Below are 26,122 nucleotides of genomic sequence, written 5' to 3'. Positions count from 1 at the left end.
TAGAAATCATGAGGAAGATTCTCTTAACGAAGCTATGCTTTGCAATTTCCGTTTTATCCGCTTATCCAGCTTATGGAATTACTGAGGTTGAACCCAATAATTCCTTTATTGATCGTCAAGTTTTACCATCCGATGCAGCAAGTGTAAATGGTTCTATAAGCCCTGGTGACGTAGACTTTTTTACATTTACAGGACTTGAAGCTGGTGCAAGCTTTGTTGCTGAGTTTATCCAAGGTAATTTCGACTCAATTCTAGGACGTCTAGATGATGAAGGTAATCTTTTAGGAACAGATGATGATGGGGGGGATAGACCACTCTCAAGACTCTCTGGAATAGTGCCTGAAAGTGGAAATGTCAATTTAGGTTTAACTGGATTTTCAGATTTTTCTTTGGTCGGAGACCATTTCGAGTCGGGCGACTATGAGTTATCCGTCAATACATTTCCTTCTGTCAATCTCGACTATTCAGTTACTGAAGTTCCATTTGTATTTGAAGATATTTCTACAACAGGAACCCGTGTACTCGCTGGTGCCGACGATGAAATGGTTTCCGCCGAATTGGGATTCACGTTCAATTTCTTTGGGCAAGACTTTAACAGCATCTCTTGGAGTCCCAATGGTCTTCTAACGTTTGGTGGGTCAAGCGGCCAATTCGCCAACGTCAACTTATTGAGTGAAGAATCTGACGATTTGCCAATTATTGCACCGTTATGGGATGACTGGCAGTTCTTCTCCCCTGGTACAGATGCTAGCTACCTCCAAGCTTTAGGTGAGTCAGGACAACAGCGCTTCATTATTCAATGGAACCTTGCCGAAGGTTTTCCTGATTCTCCGAGCGCTGTTACTTTCCAAACAGTTCTTTTTGAGGAAAGTAATGAAATTTTGTTCTCTTATCTAGATGTGGACTCCGAAGACTTTCGAGCCTTTGGAAATGACGCAACCATTGGTATCCGTGATGCATTTGGTAGTCAAAGAGGTGAGGTCCTGCAGTTTTCTTTCAATACACCTGCTATTAGGAATCGGCAAGCGTTGCTCTTTAGCCCTGAGGTGGTTTCTGAACCAGTACCTGAGCCTGCTTCCTTACTTGGGCTTTTTGCGTTTGGAATGCTTGGTGCTGGCTCTATACTGACGCGCAAATCACAAAAGTAAGATTGCATCTACACAGTTGCAATGGTTGAGCTATCGATGTTTTTAGCCTTAGGCTATTTTCTTTGAAGGAAAGTTAGCCTAAGGCAATTCAAGCATTAAACGATAGTAGCGATCGCCCTCCCCAAGCTTTAGCCCTCAAACCTCATCTGGAAAATCATTCTGAAATATTTTTTTGACTACCCCTCTAGCGTTACTAAATCCCCCGTCTAAATAAACTGCGCCAATGATTGCCTCTAGCGTTTCAGCTAATACATAGGGTTGCTCGTTTGCCCGCATTTTCTTTTCACCCACTCCAAGTTTAATAAACAGCCCAATTTCTAAAACTTTGCCTAGTTGAGCCAAGTTTTCTTCCCGCTCTAGCTCAATTCTTCTAGTTGTGATCTCTTGCCTGGAATTGCAGCCCGATCGCACTAAAAATTCGGTCAAGACCGTCTTTAGAACGCTATCTCCCAGCGTGCGATAAATTTCCTGATCTTCATGGATCTGGTTCTGCTGTTTTTGCTCCAGTGCATAGGCTTTGCGGGTCAAAGCTCGGTTGAGCAAGCGCTTGTCAAAAAAGAAATATCCTAAATTTTGTTCCAGACTCATGGCTTAGCTTAGATAAAGCTGAATAAACTGCTGAGCCGCATCAGGATTAATCTGCTTCAGAGCTTTGACGATTTCAACGATGGTTTCTGGGGCAGGTTCCTCCTGCTCATGCAGCCACATAAAGAGTGTAGATCGATCAATGCCAGAAGCCAAAACTAGCCGACTTTGGCTGATGCTGTAGGTCTCTAGAACCTGCTTGAGTGATTTATTTGCCTTTCCCATGCTCTCAGTGCTATCAGAGAATCTTGTGGTGGCGATCGCCACACTGATACATTTCAGAACACAGGCTTTTGCTCATACTTTCAGGATTTTGCAGCGAGAATGGGCTAAAGTTAGGGCGATACTTGTGCCGAAAACGCTGTCCGCTGGGGTGATTAGATGGCTAGTCAACTTGCTCAACAAATGCCGCTCGTGAGCGTGGTGATTCCGACCTATAACTGCGATCGCTATATCGTTCAAGCGATCGAGAGCGTCCTGAATCAGACCTACAGCAACTCTGAAATTATCGTTGTTGACGACGGTTCCACCGACCAGACCCAGCTTGTCCTCAAACCCTATCTCAACCGCATCCACTACATTCACCAGGAAAATCAGGGCGTATCGGCAGCCCGTAATCTCGGCATTCAAGCAGCCAAGGGTGAATTTATTGCTTTCCTGGACGCAGACGATTTTTTCCTTCCCGACAAATTAGCTGACCAGGTTGCCTGCTTTGAGGCAAAACCATCGCTAGGCGCAGTGTCCAGTGGTTGGTACATGGTTGATGAACAGGGCAAGGACATCATTGCAGAACACAAACCCTGGCTAGGCTTGCCGCACCTTAACCTGGAAACCTGGTTACTGTGGCGACCCGTTTTGCCCAGCGCTCTGATGCTGCGACGTAAATGGCTGGAAGCAGGCGCATTTGACACGCGGCTCAGCTATGCGGAGGACGCAGAACTGTTAATTCGTTTGGCTGCGATGGGCTGTGAATCGGCTTGGATAGAGAAACTATCTCTAGGCTATCGGCGGCACTCCAGCAGCGCTACCAGCCACCAAAATGTGTTGAAGCAAGCAGAATCCTTTGACGCAATTTATGAAAGCTTTTTTGCTCAACCTGACTTACCTAAGTCTATTTCTAAGCTAGAAAGAGCGGCCCATTACAATTATTTAGTTTGGCTAGGCTGGCGATTCTACCAAACTTCTCAACTGAGCAAAATGTCAGAATATTTGCGTCGTGCGTTGCTTTATTCGCCCTATTCACCTTCAGCAACTGTGTCTAATTGGGTGCAATCCTTCAGCGATTATGCACTCGGTTCTGGGGAAGAATTGGACGCTCATGCACTCAGTAACTTACCCGAATGGAAGCAGTTAACGCATATCGTTCTAACTCAAAAAACACCTAGAGTTAGTGTGATTATTCCAGCCTATAACTGTGCTGAATATATTGCTGAAACGATCGAAAGCGTACTGAATCAAACCTATAGCGACTACGAAATCATTGTGGTGGATGATGGCTCCACAGACGCAACTCGGGAGGTGGCAAAGGCGTATGGCGATCGCCTTCAATACGTCTATCAACAAAACCAGGGAGCAGCAGCAGCCCGTAATCGGGGTATGCGATTAGCCAGGGGTGAACTGATTGCTTTCCTGGATGGAGATGATCTATTTTCATCCGACAAATTAGCCGTTCAGGTTACTTACTTCGATGCCAATCCATCCGTAGGTATGGTCAAAACGGGTTGGCAAATTATTGACCAGCAAGGAAAATTTGTTTCCACTGTAGAACCGTGGCACTACGCGCCCAAACTCGATTTAGCCACACTGGTACTTTATAAAGTCTCTCGTCCTAGCGCCTTGATGGTGCATCGAGACTGGTGTGAGCGGACTAATGGCTTCAATACTGATTTTGCGATTGGAGAAGATTTAGATTGGATGCTCAGGCTGGCATTAATGGGCTGCGAAATTGCCTGGATACGCCAAATTCACGCCCGATATCGTCAGCATTCTGACAGTCTGATGTCGAGCGGTTCCAGACTACGCACCGATATGGAAAACGTCATGGATCAATTTTTTGATCGAGCTGACGTTCCAGACTCAATTCGCCAACTAAAAGCGCAAGAACGCTATCAAAGCTTAGTCTGGATTGCCTGGAGAATGTATCGGGACGGTTGCAGCGAAGAGATGGCAAACTGTTTAGAGAAATCTTTAAACTACACATCACTTTCATCGACTGAAACTGTCTTAAACTGGATTAATCTTTTTACCTCAGCTTCAGCTGAATATGGCTATGAGTTAGATGTATACTCTTTGATTAATTCATCCGACTGGCAGCGAGTGATACATGTTATCAAGCAGTGCGATCGCCACCCTATTTCTTCAGCTCAACTTTAATGAAACACATTCTTTTATATAGTGATGATCCGGGAGAAGGGGGCTTAGCTCAGTACGAACATTCCCTGGTTTGTCAACTCAAGAATTTGGGCTATCAGGTGTCTAATGCTCATGGTAAACCGCTCAATGAAAAAATTGAACGGGAGCAAGAATTAGGCATTCAGCAAATCAATTTAGGTTTTACATCGGGTCAAGACTTTACGCGCACGCTCAAGGATCTTGGCAGTGCTGAAAATATCTTTAGAGAAGCGAAGCCTGATCTAATCGTGTTTAGCGATGGCTGGCCATTTTCCACCTTTGCAGCAAAGCAAACTGCAATTCAGTTAGGTATCCCCTATGCGATTGTTTTGGGATTCATTAATGCTGAATGCGCCAACTTTTCCTATGGAGATGGAGTAGATTATACCGACGCTGTTTCTCATCATTACAGTCAAGCAAAAGCCTTAGTGGCTGTTTCTCAAGAGAATGCAGATCTAATTCACCAAATCTATCGAATTCCTCAGAGCAAAATCCAGATCATCCATTACGGTCGTCCCGCCAAATATTTTGAATCACCCGATCCATCAATTCGAGGAAAACTGCGGCAGCAGCTAGGATTGCCCGATGGAGCGATCGCCTGCTTAACCTCCGCTCGCCTTGCACCCGTTAAAGGGCATCAGTATCTATTAGAAGCAATTCAGCAGCTTAAACAAACTGATGTTTGGGAAAAGCTTTACTTTTTGTGGGCGGGAACTGGGACGGGCGATCGCTACTCCAACATTGAATCCCAGCTCAAGGAGTCTGTTAGGAAACTAGGCGTTACAGACCGAGTAAAATTCTTGGGGCAGCGCTCAGATATTCCCGATTTGCTTACAGCAAGCGACGTTTTTGTATTTCCTTCAAAAGCCGAAGGAATGCCTTTATCTGTCATGGAAGCAATGGCAAAAGGATTGCCTGTGATTGCCTCATCTGTTAGTGGCATTCCCGAAGAACTTGGCGACACTGGCAAACTACTACCCGATCCCAATAGAGATCCAGAGGGAACCGTTAGAGAGTTGGTCAATACGCTTCAAGCTTGGGCTGGGGATAACCAGTTACGCGCCTCTGTGGGTCAAGCGTGTCATCAACGAGCCGCCAAAATGTTCAAAGAAGAGCGAATGCTGGCGGAGCATATTGCCATGATTGAGCAAGCTTTGTCTGGTGAGGACTCTACTAAAGGTGAGAACGAGACAGATTTACTTGATCCATCTTGGATTCAAGAGTTAGCCAAACGCATCGCCTATGGCTCTATAGTGTGGAATGCTTGGCGGTTACAGCATCAGGGTGATTTGAGTGGAATGTCCAAACTACTAAAAACATCCATAAAAGACATTCCCTTCTCAAGAACGGAAGCGGTTCTAAATTGGATAGAAAGTTTTGCAAAATTTTCTCTTGAAAAAGGAGAAAAACTAGATACTTATTACCTGACTACTTCAGTAGAATGGCAAAACTTAATTTGCTCTGTCCAACAAGAAAAAATACTTAAATAAGTAGGCTTAGTTCATGTATGATACGTTACGCTATTGCTAACATATCAAGCTTTGTAACACAGTGCATTACGGCTTTGCCTGACACACTCTACAATATCGCTTACTTAGGAAGTATACTTACCCTCACTTACCTGAAAATAACTCACAACGCATGGACATTACTTTAGACTACCCAGTAAATCCACAGCCTCGATATGGATATGGTAAGCCTCCCCATGCAAAACTTCACGAGCTTATTGATAAGCGCAGACAGTCCTATAAGGAAGTATTGAATCTATTTCTGAAGTATGAAAGTGATTTACTCAAACTTCCTAAAGTGCCTGATCAAGACAATCTGAAAGAGCCTGCCTGGATTAATTCTTGGATTCCAGGAAGCGATTCAACTGCGCTTTATTGCCTGCTACGGCTCTGTAACCCTGGACAATATTTTGAAATTGGATCGGGAAATTCTACTAAGTTTGCGAGACGAGCAATTACCGATGGCAACTTAAGAACCAAAATTTTTTCCTTTGATCCGCAGCCGCGTGACGAAGTGAACTCTATCTGCGACTCGATGGTTAGAAAACCAATTGAGGATGTTGATGTTAGTATTTTTGAGCAGTTAGAAGAAGGAGATTTTCTATTCGTTGATAACTCCCATCGTTTATTTATGAATTCAGACGTAGCGGTCGTTTTCTTAGATATTTTGCCTCGATTAAAGAGAGGCATTTTTGTAGAATTTCATGATGTCTTTCTACCCTTTGACTATCCGCCTCAGTGGAAAGATAGACACTATTCTGAGCAGTACATGCTGGCAGCCTATCTCTTAGCAGAAGGCAAAAAATTCGATGTTCTGTTACCTAACGCCTTTGTAGGCGTTGACCCAGAGCTTAGCAACATTCTATTACCTCTATGGAAGAAGCTAGAGATTGACGCAAGTGTGGCTAGACACGGAAGCTCCTTTTGGATTAGAACAAATTAAGGGGAGATTTGTATCACTGACTAATTCCAGTTAAACTCAATACCAAGATATTCTTCCAACATCTGATTGTGTGGCTTGAAGTAATCCGCTAAGGTCCGCCGTAACGATTCACTTACAGGAGACTTATAGTCTCCTGGGTAGTAATTCTTATATTTATTGAGCTGGTAGTTAGGCAATCCCAAAAAGTTGAAAGTATCTGCTACTACCTTCGCAGGATTTGCGTACAAGTCTTCACTCTTTATAATTAAGAAATTTTCTTTAGGAAATAGCTTCGTCCATCTTTTAATTGAATACACGTAAAGACTATTTAAGACATAACTCCAAGACTTACTGAAATAACTACCGTCAGTTAAAGTTTCCTCTGTAGCATCCTTCAAAATTTCTAATTCGGAAAAAATTGCGGTCTCTAAAGAACGTTCTTCATAATGCGCCCGCACAATATCATGATAGTGAGAAATTGTCCTATCTACTGGATTTCTCAGGAGCAGGATGAGTTTTGCATCAGGAAATAAGGAGAATAACTTTTGATCAGCTTCAGGAAATGCAAGGTAGCATGGTGTTGCCTCCCCAGTTAAAAACTTTAGCCCTTCAATTTCGCAGGGAAATTGAGCTAAATACCAGGGTAATCCTTCATCAAAATAGTGACTAAAAAAATTAACTTCCTTCTGTAGGGCAGGCAAAACTTGGGGATGTTTGACCAGGTACTTATACAGAGAAGTTGTGCCCGCTTTACCGACCCCCAAAATGAAAAAGTCTGGCTTGTGTGAGCTACCAAACTGCCAGGAATAGTTTGCTAAATCAGGCTTGGTCTTAATCAGCTTTTGATAACAGGCCTGTTGATAGTAAGGAATTGCTTCATTAATTTTTTTCTGGGTTGAAAAGACGTTCCCTAACTGAAAATAATTCCAAAAATTGCTTGGATTAAGCTGAATAGCCTTCTGGTAGCAGAAAGTCGCTTCTTCGAGTCTCCCTGGTTGTAATAGATTGTCTTTTACCCAGGGGTAGAATCGATGTGAAATACGTCGAGATAAAACGTCTCCTAGTTTCTCGTAAGCTCCAAAAAAGTCTGGGTTCAATTTGATCGTCCGACGATAATATTCTTCCGCATTGTGCCAATCTCGCTGCCATGCAAGTGCTTCTCCTAATGCATAGTTAGACCAGCAAAAGTTTGGGTTCAATTGAGTGGACTGACGATATGAGGCGATCGCCTCATCAACTCGCCCCAGTTTTTCTAGAGTTCGACCTAGTTGATAGGAAGCAATATGGTTCTCAGAATTTAATTCAAGCGTTTTCTGATAGTACAAAATCGCTTCTTCTAGCTGCCCCTGCCGCTCCAATATGTCAGCTAGATAGAAATAAGATACATGAGAAGTTGGGTTTAGTTCGGCTGCACGACGATAGCTAGCAGTCGCAGCTGCTAGCTGATTCACAATTGCCAGAGCTTCCCCTAATCGCTGATGTGACTCGTAAAGTTCTGGATTTAGCTGAATTGCGCGATGATAACAGTCGATCGCCGCTTCGGTCTGTCCTTGAATAACTAGCGCTTCGGCTAAGTAATGGTGAGCTTGGGCATCTTCTGGGCTGAGCCGAACAGCATGTTGAAAGCAGGCGATCGCCTCTGGCAGATGATTCTTCTGTAGCAGCAAATTTCCTAAATCAAAATAGAGCTGAAAAACCTCTGAATTCAGCGTAATTGCTAGCCGAAAACAGCCAATTGCTTCGTCAACTTTTCCTTGTTGAGCCAGGACTTTCCCAAGCTGATAGTGAGCTTCAGAGGAATCTGGGCTGAGCGTAGTAGCTTGACGATGAGCGTTAATCGTTACCTCTTCAAGATAGCGTTGTTCAACCAACAAATTCTCTAGAAGCTGATGAAACAAGTCGTTTTGTGGATCGAGTTGAATTGCTTTCTCGAACCAATTTCTTGCCTGATCTAAATGTCCCTGTGCTTGCAAAATGCTACCTCGATTTTTGCAAGCCAGAGCAAAATTAGGATCGATTTTGAGTGCGCGATCGCAAGCAATGATTGCCTTTTCTAGCTGTCCATGAACATAGAGAACTTCTGCCAAGTCATTGTAAGCGATTGCATCATGAGGATTTTTAGACAATGCCTGTTTGCAGGCTGAAATTGCTTCATCTAATGTTTGAGTATTTCTATGCAAGCTATTGTTGGGCAATGCTGTAGTCACTGAATTGGTTGATGAAGACATTTCTTTCTGCCATCCTTCTGATTAAGCTAGTTATCGATCACGACCATGAACTATTTGCTCAATGGACTTAGCAATCTATAACTAATAGAGAATAACTGATCCATGAAAAACAATTTAATTTCTCGTTGCCTTATTCAAGTTGTGATTTGCGATTCCAGGACTGCTTGAAAAGAGATTTAATCCATCGATTTAGTGGTACCCAGGTTGGGGAAGAGAATTCTTCTGACGCTAAAAGTAAATCTTCGGAATGCGTTATTTCCTGCACCACTTGGGAGTAAGGAGCGATCGCCACTTCGTCAAGTGCTAATTGAGGCACCAAAGCTTCAACTAATGGCTCAACTTGTCTAGATAAGCTGCTAAGTGAATTGGTGATTAGTTCCGTAACAATCGGCTCAGATGAATCTACCGATTGTATTTGAGACTGACAGGTCAGTTTAATCTGCAGCAGCGAATAGATTTGAGGACAGTTAACTTCAACCTGCTGCAAAATCAATTCAGACAAATCAGGATTTAATTCAGTCGCATGACAATAAGGAGCAATCGCTTTTTCGGGTTTATTTTGCTCAATTAAGCTATCGCCCAGTTGTCGCAAAACCTCTGCCAGTTTCACTCGAACCAAGTCTGAACTAGGGTGTCGATCGAGCGCAATTTGGTAAATAATGATTGCCTGATTCAGCTGAGCTTGAGCAACCAGAGCATCGCCTAATTGCAGATACCAATCCATTTGTTCAGGCTGCATTTCAATTAGCTTGTGATATGGCTGAAGGTTGTCCGGGTCAATTTGAATTGCCTGTTGCTGAGCGGCGATCGCCTCTTCCACTTGTCCCTGCTTGGCAAACACTTCACCCAGACGCGAATAGGCCCACGATGCCTGGGGGTTAAGCTGAAGCGATCGCTGATAGGCAGTTACCGCCTCTTCCAAATCTCCTTGTTTTGCCAGCGTCTCAGCCAGTGCTGCCTGAATCACAAAAGAATGAGGTTCCAGTTCTACCGCTTTGCGGTAACAGGCGATCGCCTCCTGCCACTGGCGCTGACGGGCAAAGCTATCTGCCATGAAGTAATAGGACCAGGCATGGTTAGGGCTGAGGTCGAGCGTTTTCTGGAAGGACGCGATCGCTTCCTCCAGATGTCCCTGTTGCGCTAGCGCCTTACCCATGTGGTGATAAGACCAAGGAATATCTGGGTCAAGGGCGATCACTTCCTGGTAGCAGGCGATCGCTTCTTGCCAACGGTCTTGCTTTGCCAGTGTTTCACCCAAACATTGATGGTGCCAGACAAACTCAGGCTTCAGCTCGATCGCTTTTTGGTAACAGGCGATCGCAGACTCTAGCTGATTGTGTCGCTCCAGGATTTTACCCAGTTCAAAATGCGCTTCGGTGTAATCGGGCTGAAGCTGGATTGCCATCTGACAAAAGGCGATCGCTCCATCGATTCGTCCTTGTTTTGCCAGCGTCAGTCCCAGTTTCAAGTGCAGTTCAGCATTGTCAGACTGAATTTCCAACGCTTGATAGTAAAGCTGTACGTCGTCAGGATGTAGCTCAATTGCCCGAACATAGCAATCAAAGGCGCTTTGTAAATCTGACTTGGCTCGCTGTTGCAGCGCATCGCCCAGTTTTTGCTGAAGTGCAGGTAGATCTGGCTGCATTCGCAGGGCGTGGCGGTAGGCGGCGATCGCTCCTTCCCACTGTCCCTGTCCGGCTAGCGCGTCGCCTAGATTGACGTGTGACCATTGAAAATTGGGGTTTAACTCATTTGCTCGCTGGAACGCATCCGTCGCCTCTTGCCAACGCTCTAGTTGCAGCAGCGCATTGCCTAGATTGTGATGCGACCAGGAAAAATCGGACTTAAGTTTAATCGAGCGACGGTAGGCAGCAGCGGCCGTTTCCCATTGCTCAAGATTAAGCAGCGCATTGCCCAGGTTGTAGTGAAGCTCCCACCCATTTGCCTGAAAATTCGTCGCTTTCTGGTAACAGGCAGCAGCTTCTTCCCAGCGTTCGTGCTGCGCCAAAATCTTGCCCAGGCTGTGGTAAGAATCTGCATTCGGCTGAAGCTGAATCGCTTTGCGGTAGGAGGCGATCGCTTCTTGCCAGTTTTGCTGACGACCAAACACCTCACCGAGATTGTGATACGCCTCAGAAAAACCAGGATTTTGCTCCAGAGCGCGACGATAGCAAGTGGTCGCCTGCTCCAGTTTGTCTTGCTCTAGCAGCGTGTTGCCCAGGCTCAGGTGTTCCTCTGCCGTTGCCCAGCGTGGCTCTAGAGTGAATGCTCGAAACCAGCAGTCTGCCACCAGTTCAGGTTTACCGAGCTGCTGCCAAACTTTTGCTAGGCTGCGGTGCGCTTCGGCAAAGTTGGGGTTAAGGGCAATCGCTCGTTGATAGCAGGTCAGCGCCTCCTGCCACTGGCGATTTTGCGTGTGCAGCGTTCCGAGGCTGGTCAGCACATCTGCCGTTGGCTGAATTTCTAACGCTTCGGTGTAATGCCGCTGCGCCTCGGCGAGTCTGCCCTTAGCTTGCAGGGCTTTACCCAGAGTGGCATGAGCCGCTGCCGTTTCCCGCTGCGCCTGAGAAATGGTTTGCTCACAGACAGCGATCGCCTGATCCCATTTGCCCTCGACACAGTAAGTGGCTGCTTTTTGAATCGGAGGCTGGCTGGGCGACTTCCCATTCTCAGACCGTCCACCGTTGAGGGAATGGCTCCCATTCGTATGGCTTTCATTTAGAGAAAGCTTGCCGTTCGTGGAACCGTTGCCATTGAGGGAATCCCCTCCCTTCACGCCATTTCCATTTCCATTTGCTGAGCCGAGGGAATGTCCGTTGCTGCCATTTAGTGGCACCGTAGGAGAGGGAGATGAGTCAGCTTCAGGATTGGCGCTGCTCAGTTCAATTGCTTTGCGGTAGCAGGCGATCGCCTCGTCCAATTCGCCCTGTTGCCTCAGCGCTTCTGCCAGGTTTTGGTAGGCTCCCACCACGTCAGGATCAAGCTGAATGGCTCGACGATAGCAGGCGATCGCTTTGGATAGGTCTCCTTGGCGAAACAGCACATTGCCCAGATTGACGTGGTCTTCGGGCTGCGCTTTATCTGGCTCCAGCGCCAACGCCTGATACCAGCACTCAGCCGCCGCTTTGGAGTTTCCGGTGTGGGTTAGCACTCGCGCCAAGTTGCGGAACGCTCCAGCAAAATTGGGCTTGAGGGCGATCGCTTTTTGGAAACGGGCGATAGCCTGCTGCCACTGCTGCTGCTGTGCGTGCAGGCTGCCCAGGTTAGCGTGCGCTTCTGCCCAGTCCGGCTGAATCGTCAAAGCCTTTTGATACCAACCCATGGCCGCTTCGGTTTTGCCTGCCTTTTGCAGGGCATTTCCCAGCAATTTGCAGGCAGGAGCAAAGTCAGCTTGAATGGTCAACGCTTGCTCACAGGTGGCGATCGCATCGTCTAACCGTCCTGCACTCAGATGAGCTTCGGCTTTTGCAGCAAAATGGGCGGCTGCCGTTGTTGAGTCTACAGTTGAAACCATATTCAGCGTCCTTTGCGTTCAGATGCACGGGTTCGGTTCAAATTCAGTCACATTCGGGTTGAAATAGGGTTTAAATCCATTCGTTTTAATAAACTTTGGAGCGCATCAAGCCCCACTAAAATATCTTCCGTTAAAGGGTTTTGATACATCAATTCACGCAAGGGTTGGCAAGCCAATCCTTCACCTGGCAGATAATAATGCTCTAGCTGAAGATATTGGCTGATCACCCAGTAATAATGTCTGATGTAATGGGGTGAAACAAGTTCCACAACTCTAGTGCCAGAGCGACAAAATGCCAAATTGGTTAAGCCGCTACCGTGGGGGGCAATAATTACTTTTGCCGCAGCAAATAGAGCAATTTGCTGTTGGAAGGAAAGCGATTCTAGCGTGATTACAGCAAACCCATATTGCTCTAGCAGGTGAATGACTTCTGTCTCATTCAAGACGTTCCGATATCGAGCTTTAGAGCGACTGATGTAAAGCCGTTCAGGATATTCAAAAGATTTTTTAAGATGACCCGTACCAGATATTGTTGCAGAGTTTTGCGGCAAAAACTCGCGTCTCAAAAAATCGACTGCCCATGTTTGTGCCCAGCCCAAATGTCCGGCAAAGGAAGGAACAATTAACCACTCTGCCTCAAGGTAAGGATTGCGATCGCTCTCTAATACCTTCTCTAGCGGAATTCCTAGTTGAGTGAGCGTCTCTTTTTGGAAGGGCTGTTGATAGCTATTCACCAAGAAATAATCAATTTCATTCCAAGCAATGCCATTCTGCCGAAGCAGTTCCAGGCGCGGCAGCACATCCACCATCCAGTGAAAGTAAACGTGTCCTGAAAGCCCTGATAAAACAGCAACCTTTCCCTGAATTTGCTCCAGCGGCGGAAATTCGTTCAGGTCAAACACGCGATGGTGAGTTTGAGCATTCTGGCACCCGGGTAGCTGCCCTGGATATTCGCGGGAAAGGTCTGCTAACAGGTCATTGTCGGAAGTGAAAATAGCGATCGCATTGCAAACCTGCCAGTAATTTTTCTGGGGTGCAATCCAGGCACGACCTCCGGCAATTTTTGCAACGGCAAGGGGAGCAGGGTCAGGGGCGATTGTCTCCCGGCTACTCAAGGTGTGAATTCCTCTGCCCAAGTGAATTGGATCGAAGGAGCGAAAGATTTGGGTGAGGCAGGGGGGGCAGTTAAGTCCAAGGCAGGGGGAAGGGGCTGGGGGCTGGGGGCTAGGGGCTAGGGGATTTAGAACTTCTAGTTGGGTTGTTGCTGAAGCTTTGCAGTTCCCTAAACCCTGGCGGTAGTGGGCGATCGCTTCCTCCAATCGCTGCTGTTTGACTAAGCAGTCTGCTAGCCGCAGATGCAGAATGGGATTCTGCGGCTCAAGTTGAAGAACTTGATGATAATAGGTTTCGGCTTGCTGATAGATACCGCTACCGCCGTATTCGGTCAGCGCATTCGCTAGATGCAGGTAGGTTTGCTGGAGGTAAGTCAGGACGGTTGGGTCGTCAGGCTGATGCTGAAGCGCCGTGAGAAACCGACCGCAGGCGACTTTTGCTTGCGTCAAGGAGTCTGTTTCCGTCAGGGTAGCGACTCGCTGACAAAACGATTCCACAAAAATTTGTTGGAGGGCGATCGCCCGCTGCCAGCACAACATTGCCTCATTGAACTTGCCCAATCTCAATAGCACTGAACCCCAGTTGCCATACACCTCTGACTGGTCGGGCTGAAGTTGGATGGTTTGCTGAAAACAGCTAACCGCAGCGGCGTATTGTCCCTGCCGTTGCCAAAGTTTCCCCAGTTCGTAATGCGCTACAGCTAAGTCAGGCTGTAGTGAAATTGCACTTTGATAAGCAGCGATCGCCCGATTCACCTGCCCCTGAGCCACAAATACCTGACCTAAGCAGCAGTAAAATTCTGCTGAGGCAGAATGGCTCAAATTTCCAGCCAGTACCTGCTGGCAAGTTTGAATAGCTTCATCCAACTGTCCCTGCTGGATGAGTGCCTGACCTAGATTCAGGTAAGCCTTCAGAGAAAGCTGATTCCAATTATTCTCAGAATCATTCTCAGACTCTTGCAGCAAGATGGTCTGGCGGTAATAGGCGATCGCCGCCTCAGTTTGTCCCTGTTCATCCAGCGCTACTGCCAAGTTGTAATGAGCGCTGGCATGGCTAGGGCACAAAGCGATCGCCTGTCGATAACTGGCGATCGCTCCTGGCAGATCTTCCTGCTGATGCAGAACATGACCCAGGTTGTAATGTAACTGGTGCAGTTGCAGTTGCAATGCTAAAGCTCTCTGGTAGCTAGACCGACCGATGAGGGACAAAAGCTTTCATCCCTCATCCTCCATTCCTTATCCTTTCCAACTAAAAAATCTCAAAGGCAGAAGCACTGAGATTAAGGTTGCTCTGCAATTGGAATAGTGCAACGCTCTGACCGTTGCCAGAGTAGTAATACACTAGACCAGTGCTTTGTTCATAAATCACTCTGGCACGAACCTCTGACTGACCGAGCGGGGAGGTTGTTACCGAGTTAATGTTTTGAACAATAGTGAAATCTTCTGCGCTTAATTGCCCTGTCCCAAGGTTGGCTCCTGGCAACAACGAGCGACTCATCTCAATTGTGTCTTCGCCCGGGGTAAAGTCCAGAATTCGGTCTAGCTGCCCATTACCTGTTGAGTCTTCACCCAAGCGGAACGTATCTCTGCCAGCACCACCCGTCAGCACGTCTGCGCCTGCGTCGCCGGAGAGCAAATCATCACCACCGTCACCAGAGAGGCGATCGCTGCCATCGCCACCAAAGAGGCGATCATTACCATCGACTCCACTATCTCCTCGCCGGGAGACATCTCCAAAAATTACGTCGTCTCCAGCACCACCGACAACAGCATCCCTGCCACTGCCACCATAGAGACGATCGTTGCCCTCTTCTCCGGCAACGGTGTCGTTTCCGGCATCTCCGAAGGCAATGTCATCCCCGATACCGCCTAGCAGGCGGTCGTTGCCTACGCCGCCATAAATTTGGTCGTTGCCAGAGCCTCCCATTGCCAGATCGTTACCAGCATCTCCAAAGATAATATCGTTGCCATTATCCCCATGGATGCGATCGCTTTCGCTGCCACCATAGAGGCGATCGTTGCCGTCCCCGCCGCGCAAACGATCCACACCTTGGTCACCCAACATTACGTCATCGGCAGCACCACCTATGAGCAGATCATTATCTCTGCCACCATAGAGGCGATCGTTGCCTGCCTCGCCGCGCAGAGCATCTGCCCCTTGTTCGCCAAAGAGTTCATCATTATCGGCACCACCAAAGAGCAAGTCGCCTTCGCTGCCTCCATAAGCTCGGTCAGCTCCCGACTCCCCATAGACGACGTCTCTACCTCTGCCACCGGAGAGGAGATCACTGCCACGCCCCCCCAAGAGCCTGTCGTTGTTGGCACCGCCCTCTAAAGTGTCGTTTCCATCGACGCCCCGGAGGATAAACCGATCTGTATTACTTCGGGAAACTGTTCGAATGCTGTCATTGCTATTGCTCCCAAAAGCAATAATCGGGCCTTCGGGAGAAGGTCTTCTCAAGACAATGGCTCGACTACTGATTGCCCTTAGCCCGAAAAAAACAGGTGTAGGTGGCGTACCACCAGGTGGCTGAACAACGACTTCCGACATCAGGACTCCTCTATCAAACTGGGTGGTAGATTGTTTGCACGTTCAAACTTTTTAGCTACGCAGTTGCAACCATACAAGAAATCGACCCTGAGTTTCTAAAAATTCTATCTTTGGAGGTAGTAGATGTGATTGCAGTCTTCTTCTTATACCACATTTCATTCAAACAGACTCTTGTCTTTCTTTCAACAAGAGTGAATCAGCGCAATGCTTTTAGACTTTTCCTGAATGTAAAAACAGCTTGAATCCTAAGTAGGTTAAGACGGATTAGTCAAATATTTCTGAACACAGACTTTAGCCAGCAGTTCAGTAGATTTCGTTGTAAAAAATTGCAGTTACTCTGAATACTAAATGGATGATACACATCATTTTGGTCTGTGTTTTGTAGCTATCTTACAGAACCGTTTGGAATGGTCTGCATCAGAGCGACGCTTTTTCAGCGCTTGATATTAAGGCTGCTTGAACAGATTCAAACATTTTGGCTGCAAGCTGCTGCTTGACCTTAATGTTATACACCTCTGGTAGCAGGTTGAATCGCTGAGTTGCGCAAGGGGATCAAAATTCTGAGCAAAATCAAGACTTAAGCTGATCGCTTCCAGTCGCTCAAAAGACTGACGAATCGAAGATTGAAGGGAATGCACAAGGGAAGGAAAAGCTCTTTTTAAAGATTCTGTGAATTTTCAGATATCACTCCGGAACGGACATAATTCACAGAGCGATCGCCAGAACTTGCAGTGGTATAAATCCCCTAAATGCAATTAGGACAAAAAATGGGGCAGGGTGAAACCCTGCCCCATGCATGATAGATAAATCGAGCTTTAGAACCAATCTGCGTGGAATACTCCAGGCTTGTCGGTACGCTCGTAAGTATGAGCACCGAAGTAGTCACGCTGAGCTTGAGTCAAGTTTTGGGGAAGGCGATCGCGCCGATAGCTATCAAAGTAGTCCAGCGATGCGCTAAATGCAGGAACCGGAACTCCTAGCTTAGCCGCAACAGCCAGCACCTCTCGCCAAGCCTCCTGACGATCGAGAATCGTTTGAACGAATTCAGGTGCGAGCAGCAGGTTAGCAAGCTGGGGGTTCTCGTCATAGGCATGTTTGATCTTGCCCAAGAAGCGTGCCCGAATAATGCAACCAGCTTTCCAAATTCGCGCCGTTTCACCCAGGTCGATGCCGTAGTTAAACTCTTGGGATGCTTTGCCGATCAGTGCCATGCCCTGAGCGTAGGAGCAAATCTTAGAGCAGTAGAGCGCATCCCGAATTTTATTGATGAAGCTCTGGGTATCGCCGTCATATTTGCCCGTTGGGCCCGATAGCTGCTTAGAAGCTTCTACCCGCTCTTTTTTGTAGGACGACATGATACGCGCATTGACTGCCGCCGTGATCGTGGGAATGCTTACGCCTAATTCTAGAGCGCTAACGACAGTCCAGCGTCCTGTGCCTTTTTGCCCTGCTGCGTCCATGATTACGTCTACCAGGGGCATCCCGGTATCCGGGTCGAGTTTCTTGAAAATGTTAGCGGTAATCTCGATTAAAAAAGAGTCGAGTTCATCGGTGGTGTTCCACTCAGCAAACACCTCCTGAAGCTGGTTGTGGTCAAGCCCCAGCGTGTTTCTCAAGAGGTCATAGGCTTCTGCAATCAGCTGCATATCACCATATTCAATGCCGTTATGCACCATTTTGACGTAGTGCCCTGAACCACCTGGCCCGATGTAGGTCACGCAAGGTCCATCGTCTACTTGAGCGGCAATTTTGGTGACGATTGGCTCGATCGCCTCATACGCAGCGCGGGTGCCACCGGGCATCAGGCTAGGGCCATTGAGTGCGCCTTCTTCACCACCGCTGACTCCCATGCCGATAAATTGTAGACCCGTTGATTCCAGGTTTTTAACTCGACGTTCGGTGTCCTCATAGAGAGAGTTGCCACCGTCAATAATCATGTCGTCCTGCTCTAGCAGGGGTTTGAGTTGCTCGATCACTGCATCGACAGGACCACCCGCCTTCACCATGACGAGAATTCGGCGGGGACGCTCTAGGGATTGAACGAATTCTTCTAACGAATAGGCAGCTACAACGTTCTTGCCCTGAGCGCGTTCTGCCATAAACGTGTTTGTTTTTTCGGGTGAACGGTTGTATACCGTAATCGGAAACCCGTTGCGCTCGACGTTAAGCGCCAGGTTTTCACCCATCACTGCTAAGCCAATTAAACCAAAACTCTGTGCCATAAGACTCTCTGCTTGCTTGTGATAGCGCTGGGGACTTCATCCCCTTCAGAGTAGTCAACTTTTTGGAGAACCAAGGCTCAGCAAAGATTTTCTTTATGCCTCTCATGCTGTTCTCACATTCATTCTGCATGGATCATTTTTTAAGCATGAATGGGGGCGCGGCGAAGCCGCGCCCCCATTCATGCAGGAGGTCTATTCAAGGCGTGTCCCGTGTAGAATGCGCCTTCAAATAATCGAATCAGTATCACAGGGGCGATCGCCCCCTGGTAAAATGCCTGCGTACACTTTGAAGCGCATTCCCCAACGAACTCCTATGGCTGCTGAAGTAAATCCTAGTCAAACAACGGGTGCAGATGCTATCGATGTAGCGATCGCCAGCGGAAACGATTTTGATGGCTCACCCATTCCCCAAGCTAAACTAGACCTCTATCACAAAGTGATGGGACTGGAAGCAGGGCGGCAGCGCAGCGGCGTTTCAAATACGATGCGATCGCGAATTGTCCGCATTGGAGCCAAGCACATTTCCCAGGCAGAACTCGATCAAATGCTGGTTGCAGCCGACTTTGCGCCATTAAAGGAAAAAGAAATCGCCTTTTACTATGGCGGCAAATAAAAGCTAATTTCTCATAAGAGCTAATTTCTCAAAGAGACGCTGAAAAAAGCTTTTGCCCTTCTGAAGTTGTCAGTTTGGGCATGGAATGGCGATCGCGCATGGAGACAGTCCTCCAAGTCAGCACAGAGCTAGTTGAGTCAGGGAACTTTTGGCGCTACAGCGAGGTCAGCCCGTACATCCGCTTAGCGCCAAAGAACCCATTCACTTCAAACTCAAACTTAAGAACTAGCACTGTTGAAAGCTTTAACGATTGCAACAATGACTTTTGAACGTGAAAGCAGGCTTTCACATTCAAAAGTATCTCCATTAAGCGGGGTGCTACTGGAAGCTGAAGCTAAAATCGTTCAGCGTCAGTTGCCCATCGAAGGCATAAAACGTGATCCGGTGAATGTTTGCCGCCTTCAAGCTAAGCTGCACATTCGGCGGAACGTCGGACCCCGACCCTGCCAGATTTGCCCCCGGAGTTTCTGCCTGAGCAACGGGCTGATTGTTGGCATCAAAAGCGGCTAGCACCGTGCGGCGAGAGCTGGTGACAAACCCACTGACAAATCGAACCGGGCAGCGGAAAGTCGCCTCAACCCAGCCGTTTTTGGGTGAACCAATCAACACCTTGGAACCAGAACGAGATGGAAAAGCTGGATTAGAGGGATGCAGAGCGATCGCATTTGAGAATTCGACCCCATGCTCCTGGAACTGCTGATCAACGACCTCAAAACAGTCCAGTTCCTCCAAATCAAGATGAATACAAGCTGGCGTAGCATTAGCTAACTCAGATGGAGAAAAATCTACATCTTGTAGCGGCAAGCCCACCCGATCTGGCACTTCAGCGAAATCGACTTGGGGTTGACGTATTGCACCTTCTTGCGCGTATTCAGTCTGAAATCTCAATTGCTCTGCCATAGAGTCCCCCTAGAATGGCTGTACTTGCTAGGTCATTAGCCGCCAAAATTACCGCTAGGACACGTCGCCTAGGAGAATGAACTCCTAAACGTGCAATTCTTCATGGAAACTTTCGTCAGGTAGAGCCTGTACTTAATAATTCTGTGAAGTCAATGGCTCATCCGGAAAGTTTGAATGAATTTTTTTTGACTGCGGTAAATGCTTCCCCGGTTAGTCGGCTGAAGCACGGTAGATAATGCCTAGCCCACTTTGCATTGCTTTACTTGCACTGCATTCTTGCGTTTCGTTTAACTGTCGCACCCTAACAAACTCACACCCTAATCTTTATGGGGATTGCACCCACGTCCCCAGTGACTCCCATCAACCCATTTAAGCCAGAGATGAACCCATAGGTGAACGCTTAACTCACACCAACCTGCAAGGACTCAAATGGGGCGATCGCTTAATTCAGGAACAAAGTCAAGAGTTGTGAAATTACCCTTATCAGAACTTTAACTTTAGTAAAGCAGAATTCACAGGTTTTTCACAACCATTATGTTGGACACTTCGTCTTCTGTCAGCACTTCTGCAACACAAATTAGGAAAACACACACTGTCTGCCCCATCTTGCCTACTTTTCTCCCTGCAACACAAATTATCGGAAAAGAACAATTTTTCAAATAGCTGCTTACCCCTCAAGCTTTTCTTCAGCCTGATTAAACAACTCAAGAATCTGCCGACAAAGCCGCTTAAACTGCTCTCCAGTCTCGGTCGAGGGACAGCTTACGCCGACAAAGCACCAATCCTGGATGGTAGAAAACTGCCACTGCTTACCTTGATGGTCAAACCCAGCTGCCTCAACGCCGATCGCCCGGTACGAGTTGGTCAGCAAATCGGCATGAAACCGGATCTGGAGCAAAATACTGCGGCTTTGAAACAACCGGCTCCTGCCTGGAAAGTGAAAGCCAATGTCGATCGAGTCAGGATCAATCAGCTCACGGGTATCCGGGTCATTTGCCCAAGGCTTCAGGTCAGCCCTCACATCTGGGAACTCTGCCTTAAACAAATTCACGACCGTTGCGATCTGGGTAGCAACTTCAAAATTTATTGCTTGCTCGGCAGCGTTCACTCGCGATGCTCCTAAACTGTGCTGGTGGGAATGTGGGAAAAAGAACAGCAAATTCAGCCCATCACTGTAGCAATCCTAAATAGGTTGTGAGCGCACCCCGACGGGGTGCGCTCACAACCCGATCGTCTTAAAACAATTAATTTAGGACTGCTATATCTAGATAGTAATAAGAAAAATTAATCGAGGATTAACCTAATTAATCCAGGAGGCAAATGGCTAATATTCCTTGTCACATCGTTGTAGAGGACAACCCGGCAATTATTTATGCCAGTCGAAATGGTTCCCCTGCCAAAGTTTTGCCAATTCTGAACCGATTCCTGGAGAAATTTTGGCAAGAAAGAGACATTTCCGGAGAATATTCTGATACTCCAGAATGTCTAGTTGCTCAAATCGTCGTGCGGTTTGGGTTTGAGATTTGTGAAGACGACTTCTCAAACCTGCGCATCGGACTGAGCTTCAAGCCAGATGTGGAATATCTCTACCAGGTTTTGCTTGACCAAACCGTGCGGGTTTGGGTGCCGACAGACACCTATTCGCAAGACCCAAACTCGGGACTAGCAGCCTGCCAGGAATGGACGGGTGATGGACAACTTTACAGCGGACTCTCTATCCAGGGGAACTCAATTTGATTTTTGAAAAGTGCTCACTTAACAGAACGTATGTTTTTCAAGAATTAAACTTTAAGAATTCAACAGGAACGCGATTGAATGACTAGAGTAGGGAGGGGGAGTAGCATTGAGGTCTACCCATGAGACAGATCAGTAAAACGAAACGGCTTGAATCAGCTTTAGAAGACTACAAGCGCTGGCAGTGGTTATCTACGATCCATTGTCCAGATGCTACTGACCAGGTTTTTCTGGAAGTCGGTATTGAGCAAGGACTGTGGTTTCAAGTGCAGATATCGGAGCAACTCTACTTGCGCGAGTTTAGAGATGTAGCGTTTTAGGGCGATCGCCCTTTGCCTGGCTAAGATTGTGCAGTAGCGTTATCACGGGCAATGCGGCTTCTACTCAAACTTATTGGATTAGCACTACTGCTAGTCGGGATCTACTTTCTAGGGCAAAATATCATTTTCACTACGCAAACAGCCCCCCTATTGGTGGCGCGATATTTCTGCTGCGGGTTCAGTCTTAGCAGTCACAAGCGGAGTTGTAGCGCTGCTTTTCTTTAACCGAAGTGCGGGTAGCTTAGGCTGGGTTTTGGTTGGGCTAGGAATTCTACTGGTCTTCGTTAGTGGTGGCGTTGTCCTGAGACCGACTAGCTTATGGACTTTTTTCCTGGCGTTTGTCTCCCTTGTTGCTGGGCTACAACTAATTACAACTGGCAGATTGCGTTTCTAATACCAATTCCAAAAATTAGGGCTACAGATGAAAGGGCACCCCGCTCGGTGGGGTGCCCTTTCATCTGTAGCTTTCGAGTAAAATGCTATAAATCGACCTTTTGAATTTGCCATTTGCATTCTTTGGGAGGAGGTAAAGGAGGCGATCGCTTCCTACCCTAAAGAGGCTGAGTAATAAAACAAACTGCCTTGATTTATCCCACTCCAACTCCTGACCCCGGACCTCAAATCCCTGGAACAGAGCCACTTCCCCCTTCACCAATTCCTGACCCCAACCCACTGCCGCCGATCCCAGAACCGTCCCCTACACCCAGCCCGGTTCCTGGACCCGTCCCAGAACCAATCCCTAGCCCAGTCCCCGAGCCCATTCCCACTCCAATTCCGCAACCAATTCCGGCTCCGGTGCCCGAACCGATTCCTACGCCAGTTCCACAGCCAATTCCGACTCCAATTCCACAGCCAGCAGTACCCGATCCGGTCTAAAACCTGTAAAACTGGACTTTGGACTTATGATTCTTCAACAACGACATGCTAAGAGCCGGGATCGTCGGACTACCCAATGTAGGCAAATCTACTTTATTCAACGCTCTGGTCGCAAATGCCAAGGCGCAAGCGGCTAACTTCCCGTTCTGTACGATTGAGCCGAATGTCGGCGTGGTTGCAGTGCCAGACGAACGTCTACAGGTCTTAGCCAAAATCTCCGAATCGGCTGAAATCGTGCCCACGCGGGTAGAGTTTGTAGACATTGCGGGGTTGGTTAAGGGAGCCAGTAAAGGCGAGGGACTGGGCAACCAGTTTCTTGCCAACATCCGTGAAGTGGATGCGATCGTCCATGTCGTTCGTTGCTTTGAAAATGATGACATCATTCACGTTTCTGGCTCAATTGATCCGCTCCGCGACATTGAGGTAATTAATTTAGAACTGGCGCTAGCCGATCTATCGCAAATCGAGCGGCGAATCGAGCGCACGCGCAAGTCAGCCCGTTCTAGCAAAGAAGGTCAGGCAGAGCTGGAAATGTTAGAAAGACTGGCAGCAGCCCTGAATGAAGGAAAATCTGCCCGTCAGGTGCCGCTCAATGAAGAGGAAGAAATCTGGGTCAAGCCGCTAGGCTTGCTGACGGGCAAACCGATCATCTACGCGGCTAACGTCTCTGAAGACGATTTAGCAGAGGGAAATGGCTGGGTTGACCAGGTGCGGAATTTGGCAGTGCAGGAGAATGCCCAGGTGGTAGTTGTCTCTGCTCAAGTTGAGGCAGAGCTAGTCGAATTGCCCGAAGAAGAAAGGGCAGATTTCCTTGGCTCTCTCGGCGTTGAGGAAGGGGGCTTAAAGTCGCTGATCCGCGCTACTTATGAACTGCTGGGACTGCGGACCTATTTCACCACCGGGCCAAAGGAAACTCGCGCCTGGACAATTCAGGCGGGAATGTTTGCACCCCAGGCAGCCGGAGTAATTCACTCAGACTTTGAGCGGGGCTTTATTCGGGCTGAAACGGTTGCTTACAAAGACCTTGTGACCAATGGCTCAATGACCGCTGCCAAGGAAAAAGGGCTGGTTCGCAGTGAGGGCAAAGAGTATGTGGTCCAGGAAGGCGATGTGCTGCTGTTCCGGTTCAACGTTTAGGGGCTAAGTCGCCATTCACCTGAGCGTTAGTTAGCAGGGGTTGGGTTAGCAGGGATAATTTGACGAGGCAGAGAATTGTTGGATTGACCATTTGACTGAGCGGGAGCCTGCTCCCCAGATTCAGCAGCGTCCGTTTGGCAGGTTGCTGGATCGACGCGGTAGTCGCCTCGCTCAAGTCCTCGTGTCCCGTAAGCTTGTAGGTTGTGTTGGATCAGGTCACACTCAACATTGGCGAGACGAGTTTCGGCTGAACGGGTTTGGCGCTCAAGCCGAACTTGCTCAGTCTTCATCGTTTTAATGGATTGCTGAAGCCGCTGCTGTTCTGCTCGCAGATCTGCCAGGGTCGTGACCAGGGAGGAGTCATCACTATTTCCCTGAATGTTGGCTTCCAGATCAGTCATGCGTTGCTCTAGCTGATCTAGTCGCTCTCTGGTACTGCGAATTCCTGTCAGAGCAGCCGGATTGGTAATGTCATAGCCGTGAATAATCAGTGTGACGGCTCCGGTTGTAATCACTGAAATTAAAGCCGCGACCCATACCGCAATCGATAGCGTATTGGCAGTAAGGTTTCTGCCGTAGTTATCAAGATTTTTGCTGTAATCCTGGGATCGATCTTGATGTTGCTCCATGTGATTCTTCCCCTGAAGTTAGAGCGTGGCTTTTGCAAGTACTAGTTGCATTTCTTAGGTCTGTGCAACCTTAACTTTCGTGACTTTAGCTTCTGCGCTTGTTGACTGATTTAAGCCTGAGCAAGTGCCCTACTGTCCTAATTCTCGGCGCAATCGATGAACAACGCTATCTGGCTCTATCTGTTCGAGGATGTCTTGAATGACGGTGTTAGCTCCTAGCGGTCCCCAAGTGCAGCCTTGCTCCAGGTAAACTTGAGCAGCTTTGCCAACTCGGTAAGAGCCATAGCCTGCTAAGGTTGCCTGGGCGATCGCCGCTCCTGTATAAGCCGCAAATCCTGAAATGCTATCAAACCCGCTGGCAACGGCTGCACCACTCTTGCCCACACCCAGCAACAAACCGCTGCCCAATTCGCCTAGCAGCAGTCCGCCTGAACTCCAGACAATCGTATTCCACAGTTTACCTGCTTCGTAGCGAGTCATCGGCAACCCATACAGCCGCGCTAGCGATCGGATCATGACTAAATCAGTTGCAGCACCACCCAACACATCCAGGAAAGCAATTGGATTGATGGCGATCGCAATGGACTTCCACCGGGTAAATTGCCAGATCAAGTCTTCGGCTTCCGCCTGATGCAGCTTTAAAGTTTTGTGGGCGATCGCCTCCTCTGACTCTCTCGCCTGTCGCAACGCATTCAGGGACAGCAGCGATTTCCCATCTCGGTTCAAAATTTCTAGCAGCTTTTGCTTAAGTTCATCCACCTGGGGCGGTGGGGCTTCCCATTCATGGGTGACGCGTCCGTCTTCCCATTCCACTCGCACTTCTACTGGTGCAGGATCAGCAGCTACCATCACAATGTCGTCCGGGGAAAGAATCGGACGATATCGATCTCCGCTACTAGCAAATAGGGTTTGCAGCTTTTCGTAAATAGTTTGGCGATCGCGGTCTGGATAAAGATCAGTCTTGTTAAACACCAAAATCAGCGGCTTATGCGCCTGCTGTAATTCCATCAGCGCCCGATATTCGGTGCGAGTCATGTCACCCGCAATCACAAATAGAATCAGGTCAGCCTGTTGCGCCACCTCTCGCGCCAAGGTAGCCCGTGCCTGTCCGCCAATTTCGTCTAGTCCAGGTGTGTCAATCAGTTCTACCTGAAAGGGTTCACCTGCGACCGAAGGCGACCAGTAAACAGAACGCGCCCACTGCGTCACACCATTGAGCGGTCCCGTTTGCAGTAATTTTTGCCCAACCAAGGCATTCAACACCGCCGACTTGCCCCGACTCACCAACCCAAACACCGCCACCCGAAAAACACTGTGATTAAGCTTATCGAGCGCTGTAGAAATGTGGTCTAAGTCTGCCTTAATTGCAGCCTGAAGCTCAATGCTGCCCCCACCTCGCTTGGGCACCCGCAAAAACTGAGTATATTGATTTAGCGCCTGCCGCAAACTAACTCGGGCGCGATTAAAGTGAGAATCTTGCGGTCTGACTTTGGCCAAACCGGACTGCACATTTGCTGTGTGTGATTTGGGTGAGGTGCTCAAGGTAAGGCAAGAGAGTTTGGTTCTATTTTCGCTTATTCGGGATGTTAGTGCGAGTGGTAATGGGGGTGAGAAGGTAGAGATCCCCGTCTTTGCAAGAACAATCAGCCTGACCCATATCCTAGAATAAGTGACAAAACTAAGGGGTTAAAGTCAGCCCGGTTTAGATTTAGTTAATTATCAATTCTTCGTT

Annotated in this window: 20 protein-coding genes; 9 read left to right on the top strand and 11 right to left on the bottom strand. The window is 47.9% G+C overall.

What is annotated here, in order from left to right; all coding sequences use genetic code 11:
* Window positions 1-8 precede the first annotated feature (8 nt).
* On the top strand, window positions 9-1,148 hold the full coding sequence (locus tag H6F88_RS32575; protein ID WP_199333424.1) for a PEP-CTERM sorting domain-containing protein: 1,140 nt from the start codon (window positions 9-11) through the stop codon (window positions 1,146-1,148).
* Window positions 1,149-1,283: 135 nt separating this feature from the next.
* Here H6F88_RS32575 and H6F88_RS03410 read toward each other — a convergent pair whose 3' ends face one another.
* Together H6F88_RS03410 and H6F88_RS03405 are read right to left on the bottom strand one after the other, a co-directional pair.
* A complete protein-coding gene (locus H6F88_RS03410; protein WP_190641326.1) occupies window positions 1,284-1,736 on the bottom strand; it encodes a ribonuclease III domain-containing protein in 453 nt (150 codons plus the stop codon).
* A 3-nt stretch (window positions 1,737-1,739) separates the two neighbouring features.
* Window positions 1,740-1,958: a helix-turn-helix transcriptional regulator gene (locus tag H6F88_RS03405; protein ID WP_190641325.1), complete on the bottom strand. Its 219-nt coding sequence runs from the start codon at window positions 1,956-1,958 to the stop codon at window positions 1,740-1,742.
* 156 nt (window positions 1,959-2,114) lie between these two features.
* On the opposite strand from H6F88_RS03405, the gene H6F88_RS03400 reads away from it, so the two are divergent.
* The 3 genes from H6F88_RS03400 to H6F88_RS03390 all read left to right on the top strand — a co-directional run bounded on the left by H6F88_RS03400 (window position 2,115) and on the right by H6F88_RS03390 (window position 6,575).
* Window positions 2,115-4,106, top strand: a complete 1,992-nt coding sequence (locus H6F88_RS03400) for a glycosyltransferase (RefSeq protein WP_190641324.1) — start codon at window positions 2,115-2,117, stop codon at window positions 4,104-4,106.
* Window positions 4,106-5,614: a glycosyltransferase gene (locus H6F88_RS03395; protein WP_190641323.1), complete on the top strand. Its 1,509-nt coding sequence runs from the start codon at window positions 4,106-4,108 to the stop codon at window positions 5,612-5,614. Before H6F88_RS03400 ends, H6F88_RS03395 begins: the two co-directional genes overlap by 1 nt.
* A gap of 151 nt (window positions 5,615-5,765) precedes the next feature.
* A complete protein-coding gene (locus tag H6F88_RS03390; RefSeq protein WP_190641322.1) occupies window positions 5,766-6,575 on the top strand; it encodes a class I SAM-dependent methyltransferase in 810 nt (269 codons plus the stop codon).
* Between the two features lie 20 nt (window positions 6,576-6,595).
* Here H6F88_RS03390 and H6F88_RS03385 read toward each other — a convergent pair whose 3' ends face one another.
* From H6F88_RS03385 to gndA, 5 genes are all read right to left on the bottom strand, one after another.
* Window positions 6,596-8,782: a tetratricopeptide repeat protein gene (locus H6F88_RS03385; protein ID WP_190641321.1), complete on the bottom strand. Its 2,187-nt coding sequence runs from the start codon at window positions 8,780-8,782 to the stop codon at window positions 6,596-6,598.
* Window positions 8,783-8,912: 130 nt separating this feature from the next.
* Window positions 8,913-12,296, bottom strand: coding sequence for a tetratricopeptide repeat protein (locus tag H6F88_RS03380; protein ID WP_190641320.1), 3,384 nt, complete (start codon window positions 12,294-12,296; stop codon window positions 8,913-8,915).
* 47 nt (window positions 12,297-12,343) lie between these two features.
* Window positions 12,344-14,617: a tetratricopeptide repeat protein gene (locus H6F88_RS03375; protein ID WP_190641319.1), complete on the bottom strand. Its 2,274-nt coding sequence runs from the start codon at window positions 14,615-14,617 to the stop codon at window positions 12,344-12,346.
* 40 nt (window positions 14,618-14,657) lie between these two features.
* Window positions 14,658-15,959, bottom strand: coding sequence for a calcium-binding protein (locus H6F88_RS03370; protein ID WP_190641318.1), 1,302 nt, complete (start codon window positions 15,957-15,959; stop codon window positions 14,658-14,660).
* Between the two features lie 815 nt (window positions 15,960-16,774).
* Complete coding sequence (gndA, locus tag H6F88_RS03365) at window positions 16,775-18,181, bottom strand: NADP-dependent phosphogluconate dehydrogenase (protein ID WP_190641317.1); 1,407 nt, start codon at window positions 18,179-18,181, stop codon at window positions 16,775-16,777.
* 313 nt (window positions 18,182-18,494) lie between these two features.
* Here gndA and H6F88_RS03360 point away from each other — a divergent pair, with 313 nt between their 5' ends.
* Window positions 18,495-18,794 (top strand): DUF4090 family protein, encoded by a 300-nt coding sequence (locus tag H6F88_RS03360; RefSeq protein WP_190641316.1) that lies wholly within the window; start codon window positions 18,495-18,497, stop codon window positions 18,792-18,794.
* Window positions 18,795-19,112: 318 nt separating this feature from the next.
* On the opposite strand, the gene H6F88_RS03350 is transcribed toward H6F88_RS03360, so the two are convergent.
* Window positions 19,113-19,694: a hypothetical protein gene (locus H6F88_RS03350; protein WP_190641315.1), complete on the bottom strand. Its 582-nt coding sequence runs from the start codon at window positions 19,692-19,694 to the stop codon at window positions 19,113-19,115.
* A gap of 667 nt (window positions 19,695-20,361) precedes the next feature.
* On the bottom strand, window positions 20,362-20,802 hold the full coding sequence (locus tag H6F88_RS03345; protein ID WP_190641314.1) for a hypothetical protein: 441 nt from the start codon (window positions 20,800-20,802) through the stop codon (window positions 20,362-20,364).
* 212 nt (window positions 20,803-21,014) lie between these two features.
* Between H6F88_RS03345 and H6F88_RS03340 the strand changes: the two genes are divergently transcribed.
* The 4 genes from H6F88_RS03340 to ychF all read left to right on the top strand — a co-directional run bounded on the left by H6F88_RS03340 (window position 21,015) and on the right by ychF (window position 23,761).
* The gene (locus H6F88_RS03340) at window positions 21,015-21,431 is read left to right on the top strand and encodes a histidine kinase (RefSeq protein WP_190641313.1); all 417 of its coding nucleotides are present in this window, start codon (window positions 21,015-21,017) and stop codon (window positions 21,429-21,431) included.
* 119 nt (window positions 21,432-21,550) lie between these two features.
* Window positions 21,551-21,748, top strand: a complete 198-nt coding sequence (locus H6F88_RS03335; protein WP_190641312.1) for a hypothetical protein — start codon at window positions 21,551-21,553, stop codon at window positions 21,746-21,748.
* 582 nt (window positions 21,749-22,330) lie between these two features.
* Window positions 22,331-22,624 carry a gamma-aminobutyric acid A receptor, epsilon-like protein gene (locus tag H6F88_RS03330; protein WP_190641311.1) on the top strand — a complete coding sequence of 98 codons (294 nt, stop codon included), beginning with the start codon at window positions 22,331-22,333 and terminating at the stop codon, window positions 22,622-22,624.
* 45 nt (window positions 22,625-22,669) lie between these two features.
* Window positions 22,670-23,761, top strand: a complete 1,092-nt coding sequence (ychF, locus tag H6F88_RS03325) for a redox-regulated ATPase YchF (protein ID WP_190641310.1) — start codon at window positions 22,670-22,672, stop codon at window positions 23,759-23,761.
* 26 nt (window positions 23,762-23,787) lie between these two features.
* Here ychF and H6F88_RS03320 read toward each other — a convergent pair whose 3' ends face one another.
* Together H6F88_RS03320 and H6F88_RS03315 are read right to left on the bottom strand one after the other, a co-directional pair.
* Window positions 23,788-24,390: a hypothetical protein gene (locus tag H6F88_RS03320; RefSeq protein ID WP_190641309.1), complete on the bottom strand. Its 603-nt coding sequence runs from the start codon at window positions 24,388-24,390 to the stop codon at window positions 23,788-23,790.
* A gap of 129 nt (window positions 24,391-24,519) precedes the next feature.
* A complete protein-coding gene (locus tag H6F88_RS03315; RefSeq protein WP_190641308.1) occupies window positions 24,520-25,899 on the bottom strand; it encodes a DUF697 domain-containing protein in 1,380 nt (459 codons plus the stop codon).
* Window positions 25,900-26,122 lie beyond the last annotated feature (223 nt).

The sequence above is a fragment of the Oculatella sp. FACHB-28 genome (assembly GCF_014696015.1).
Classification (GTDB): Bacteria; Cyanobacteriota; Cyanobacteriia; order Elainellales; family Elainellaceae; genus JAAUTN01.
The sequence above is the reverse complement of the archived record's forward strand: the minus strand, read 5'-3'. Positions and strand labels throughout refer to the sequence as shown.

Bases quoted from the DNA above. Each gene is read 5' to 3' on its own strand.
- H6F88_RS32575 (WP_199333424.1), top strand. From the start codon at position 9: ATGAGGAAGATTCTCTTAACGAAGCTATGCTTTGCAATTTCCGTTTTA.
- H6F88_RS03410 (WP_190641326.1), bottom strand. From the start codon at position 1,736: ATGAGTCTGGAACAAAATTTAGGATATTTCTTTTTTGACAAGCGCTTG.
- H6F88_RS03405 (WP_190641325.1), bottom strand. From the start codon at position 1,958: ATGGGAAAGGCAAATAAATCACTCAAGCAGGTTCTAGAGACCTACAGC.
- H6F88_RS03400 (WP_190641324.1), top strand. From the start codon at position 2,115: ATGGCTAGTCAACTTGCTCAACAAATGCCGCTCGTGAGCGTGGTGATT.
- H6F88_RS03395 (WP_190641323.1), top strand. From the start codon at position 4,106: ATGAAACACATTCTTTTATATAGTGATGATCCGGGAGAAGGGGGCTTA.
- H6F88_RS03390 (WP_190641322.1), top strand. From the start codon at position 5,766: ATGGACATTACTTTAGACTACCCAGTAAATCCACAGCCTCGATATGGA.
- H6F88_RS03385 (WP_190641321.1), bottom strand. From the start codon at position 8,782: ATGTCTTCATCAACCAATTCAGTGACTACAGCATTGCCCAACAATAGC.
- H6F88_RS03380 (WP_190641320.1), bottom strand. From the start codon at position 12,296: ATGGTTTCAACTGTAGACTCAACAACGGCAGCCGCCCATTTTGCTGCA.
- H6F88_RS03370 (WP_190641318.1), bottom strand. From the start codon at position 15,959: ATGTCGGAAGTCGTTGTTCAGCCACCTGGTGGTACGCCACCTACACCT.
- gndA (WP_190641317.1), bottom strand. From the start codon at position 18,181: ATGGCACAGAGTTTTGGTTTAATTGGCTTAGCAGTGATGGGTGAAAAC.
- H6F88_RS03360 (WP_190641316.1), top strand. From the start codon at position 18,495: ATGGCTGCTGAAGTAAATCCTAGTCAAACAACGGGTGCAGATGCTATC.
- H6F88_RS03350 (WP_190641315.1), bottom strand. From the start codon at position 19,694: ATGGCAGAGCAATTGAGATTTCAGACTGAATACGCGCAAGAAGGTGCA.
- H6F88_RS03340 (WP_190641313.1), top strand. From the start codon at position 21,015: ATGGCTAATATTCCTTGTCACATCGTTGTAGAGGACAACCCGGCAATT.
- H6F88_RS03335 (WP_190641312.1), top strand. From the start codon at position 21,551: ATGAGACAGATCAGTAAAACGAAACGGCTTGAATCAGCTTTAGAAGAC.
- ychF (WP_190641310.1), top strand. From the start codon at position 22,670: ATGCTAAGAGCCGGGATCGTCGGACTACCCAATGTAGGCAAATCTACT.
- H6F88_RS03320 (WP_190641309.1), bottom strand. From the start codon at position 24,390: ATGGAGCAACATCAAGATCGATCCCAGGATTACAGCAAAAATCTTGAT.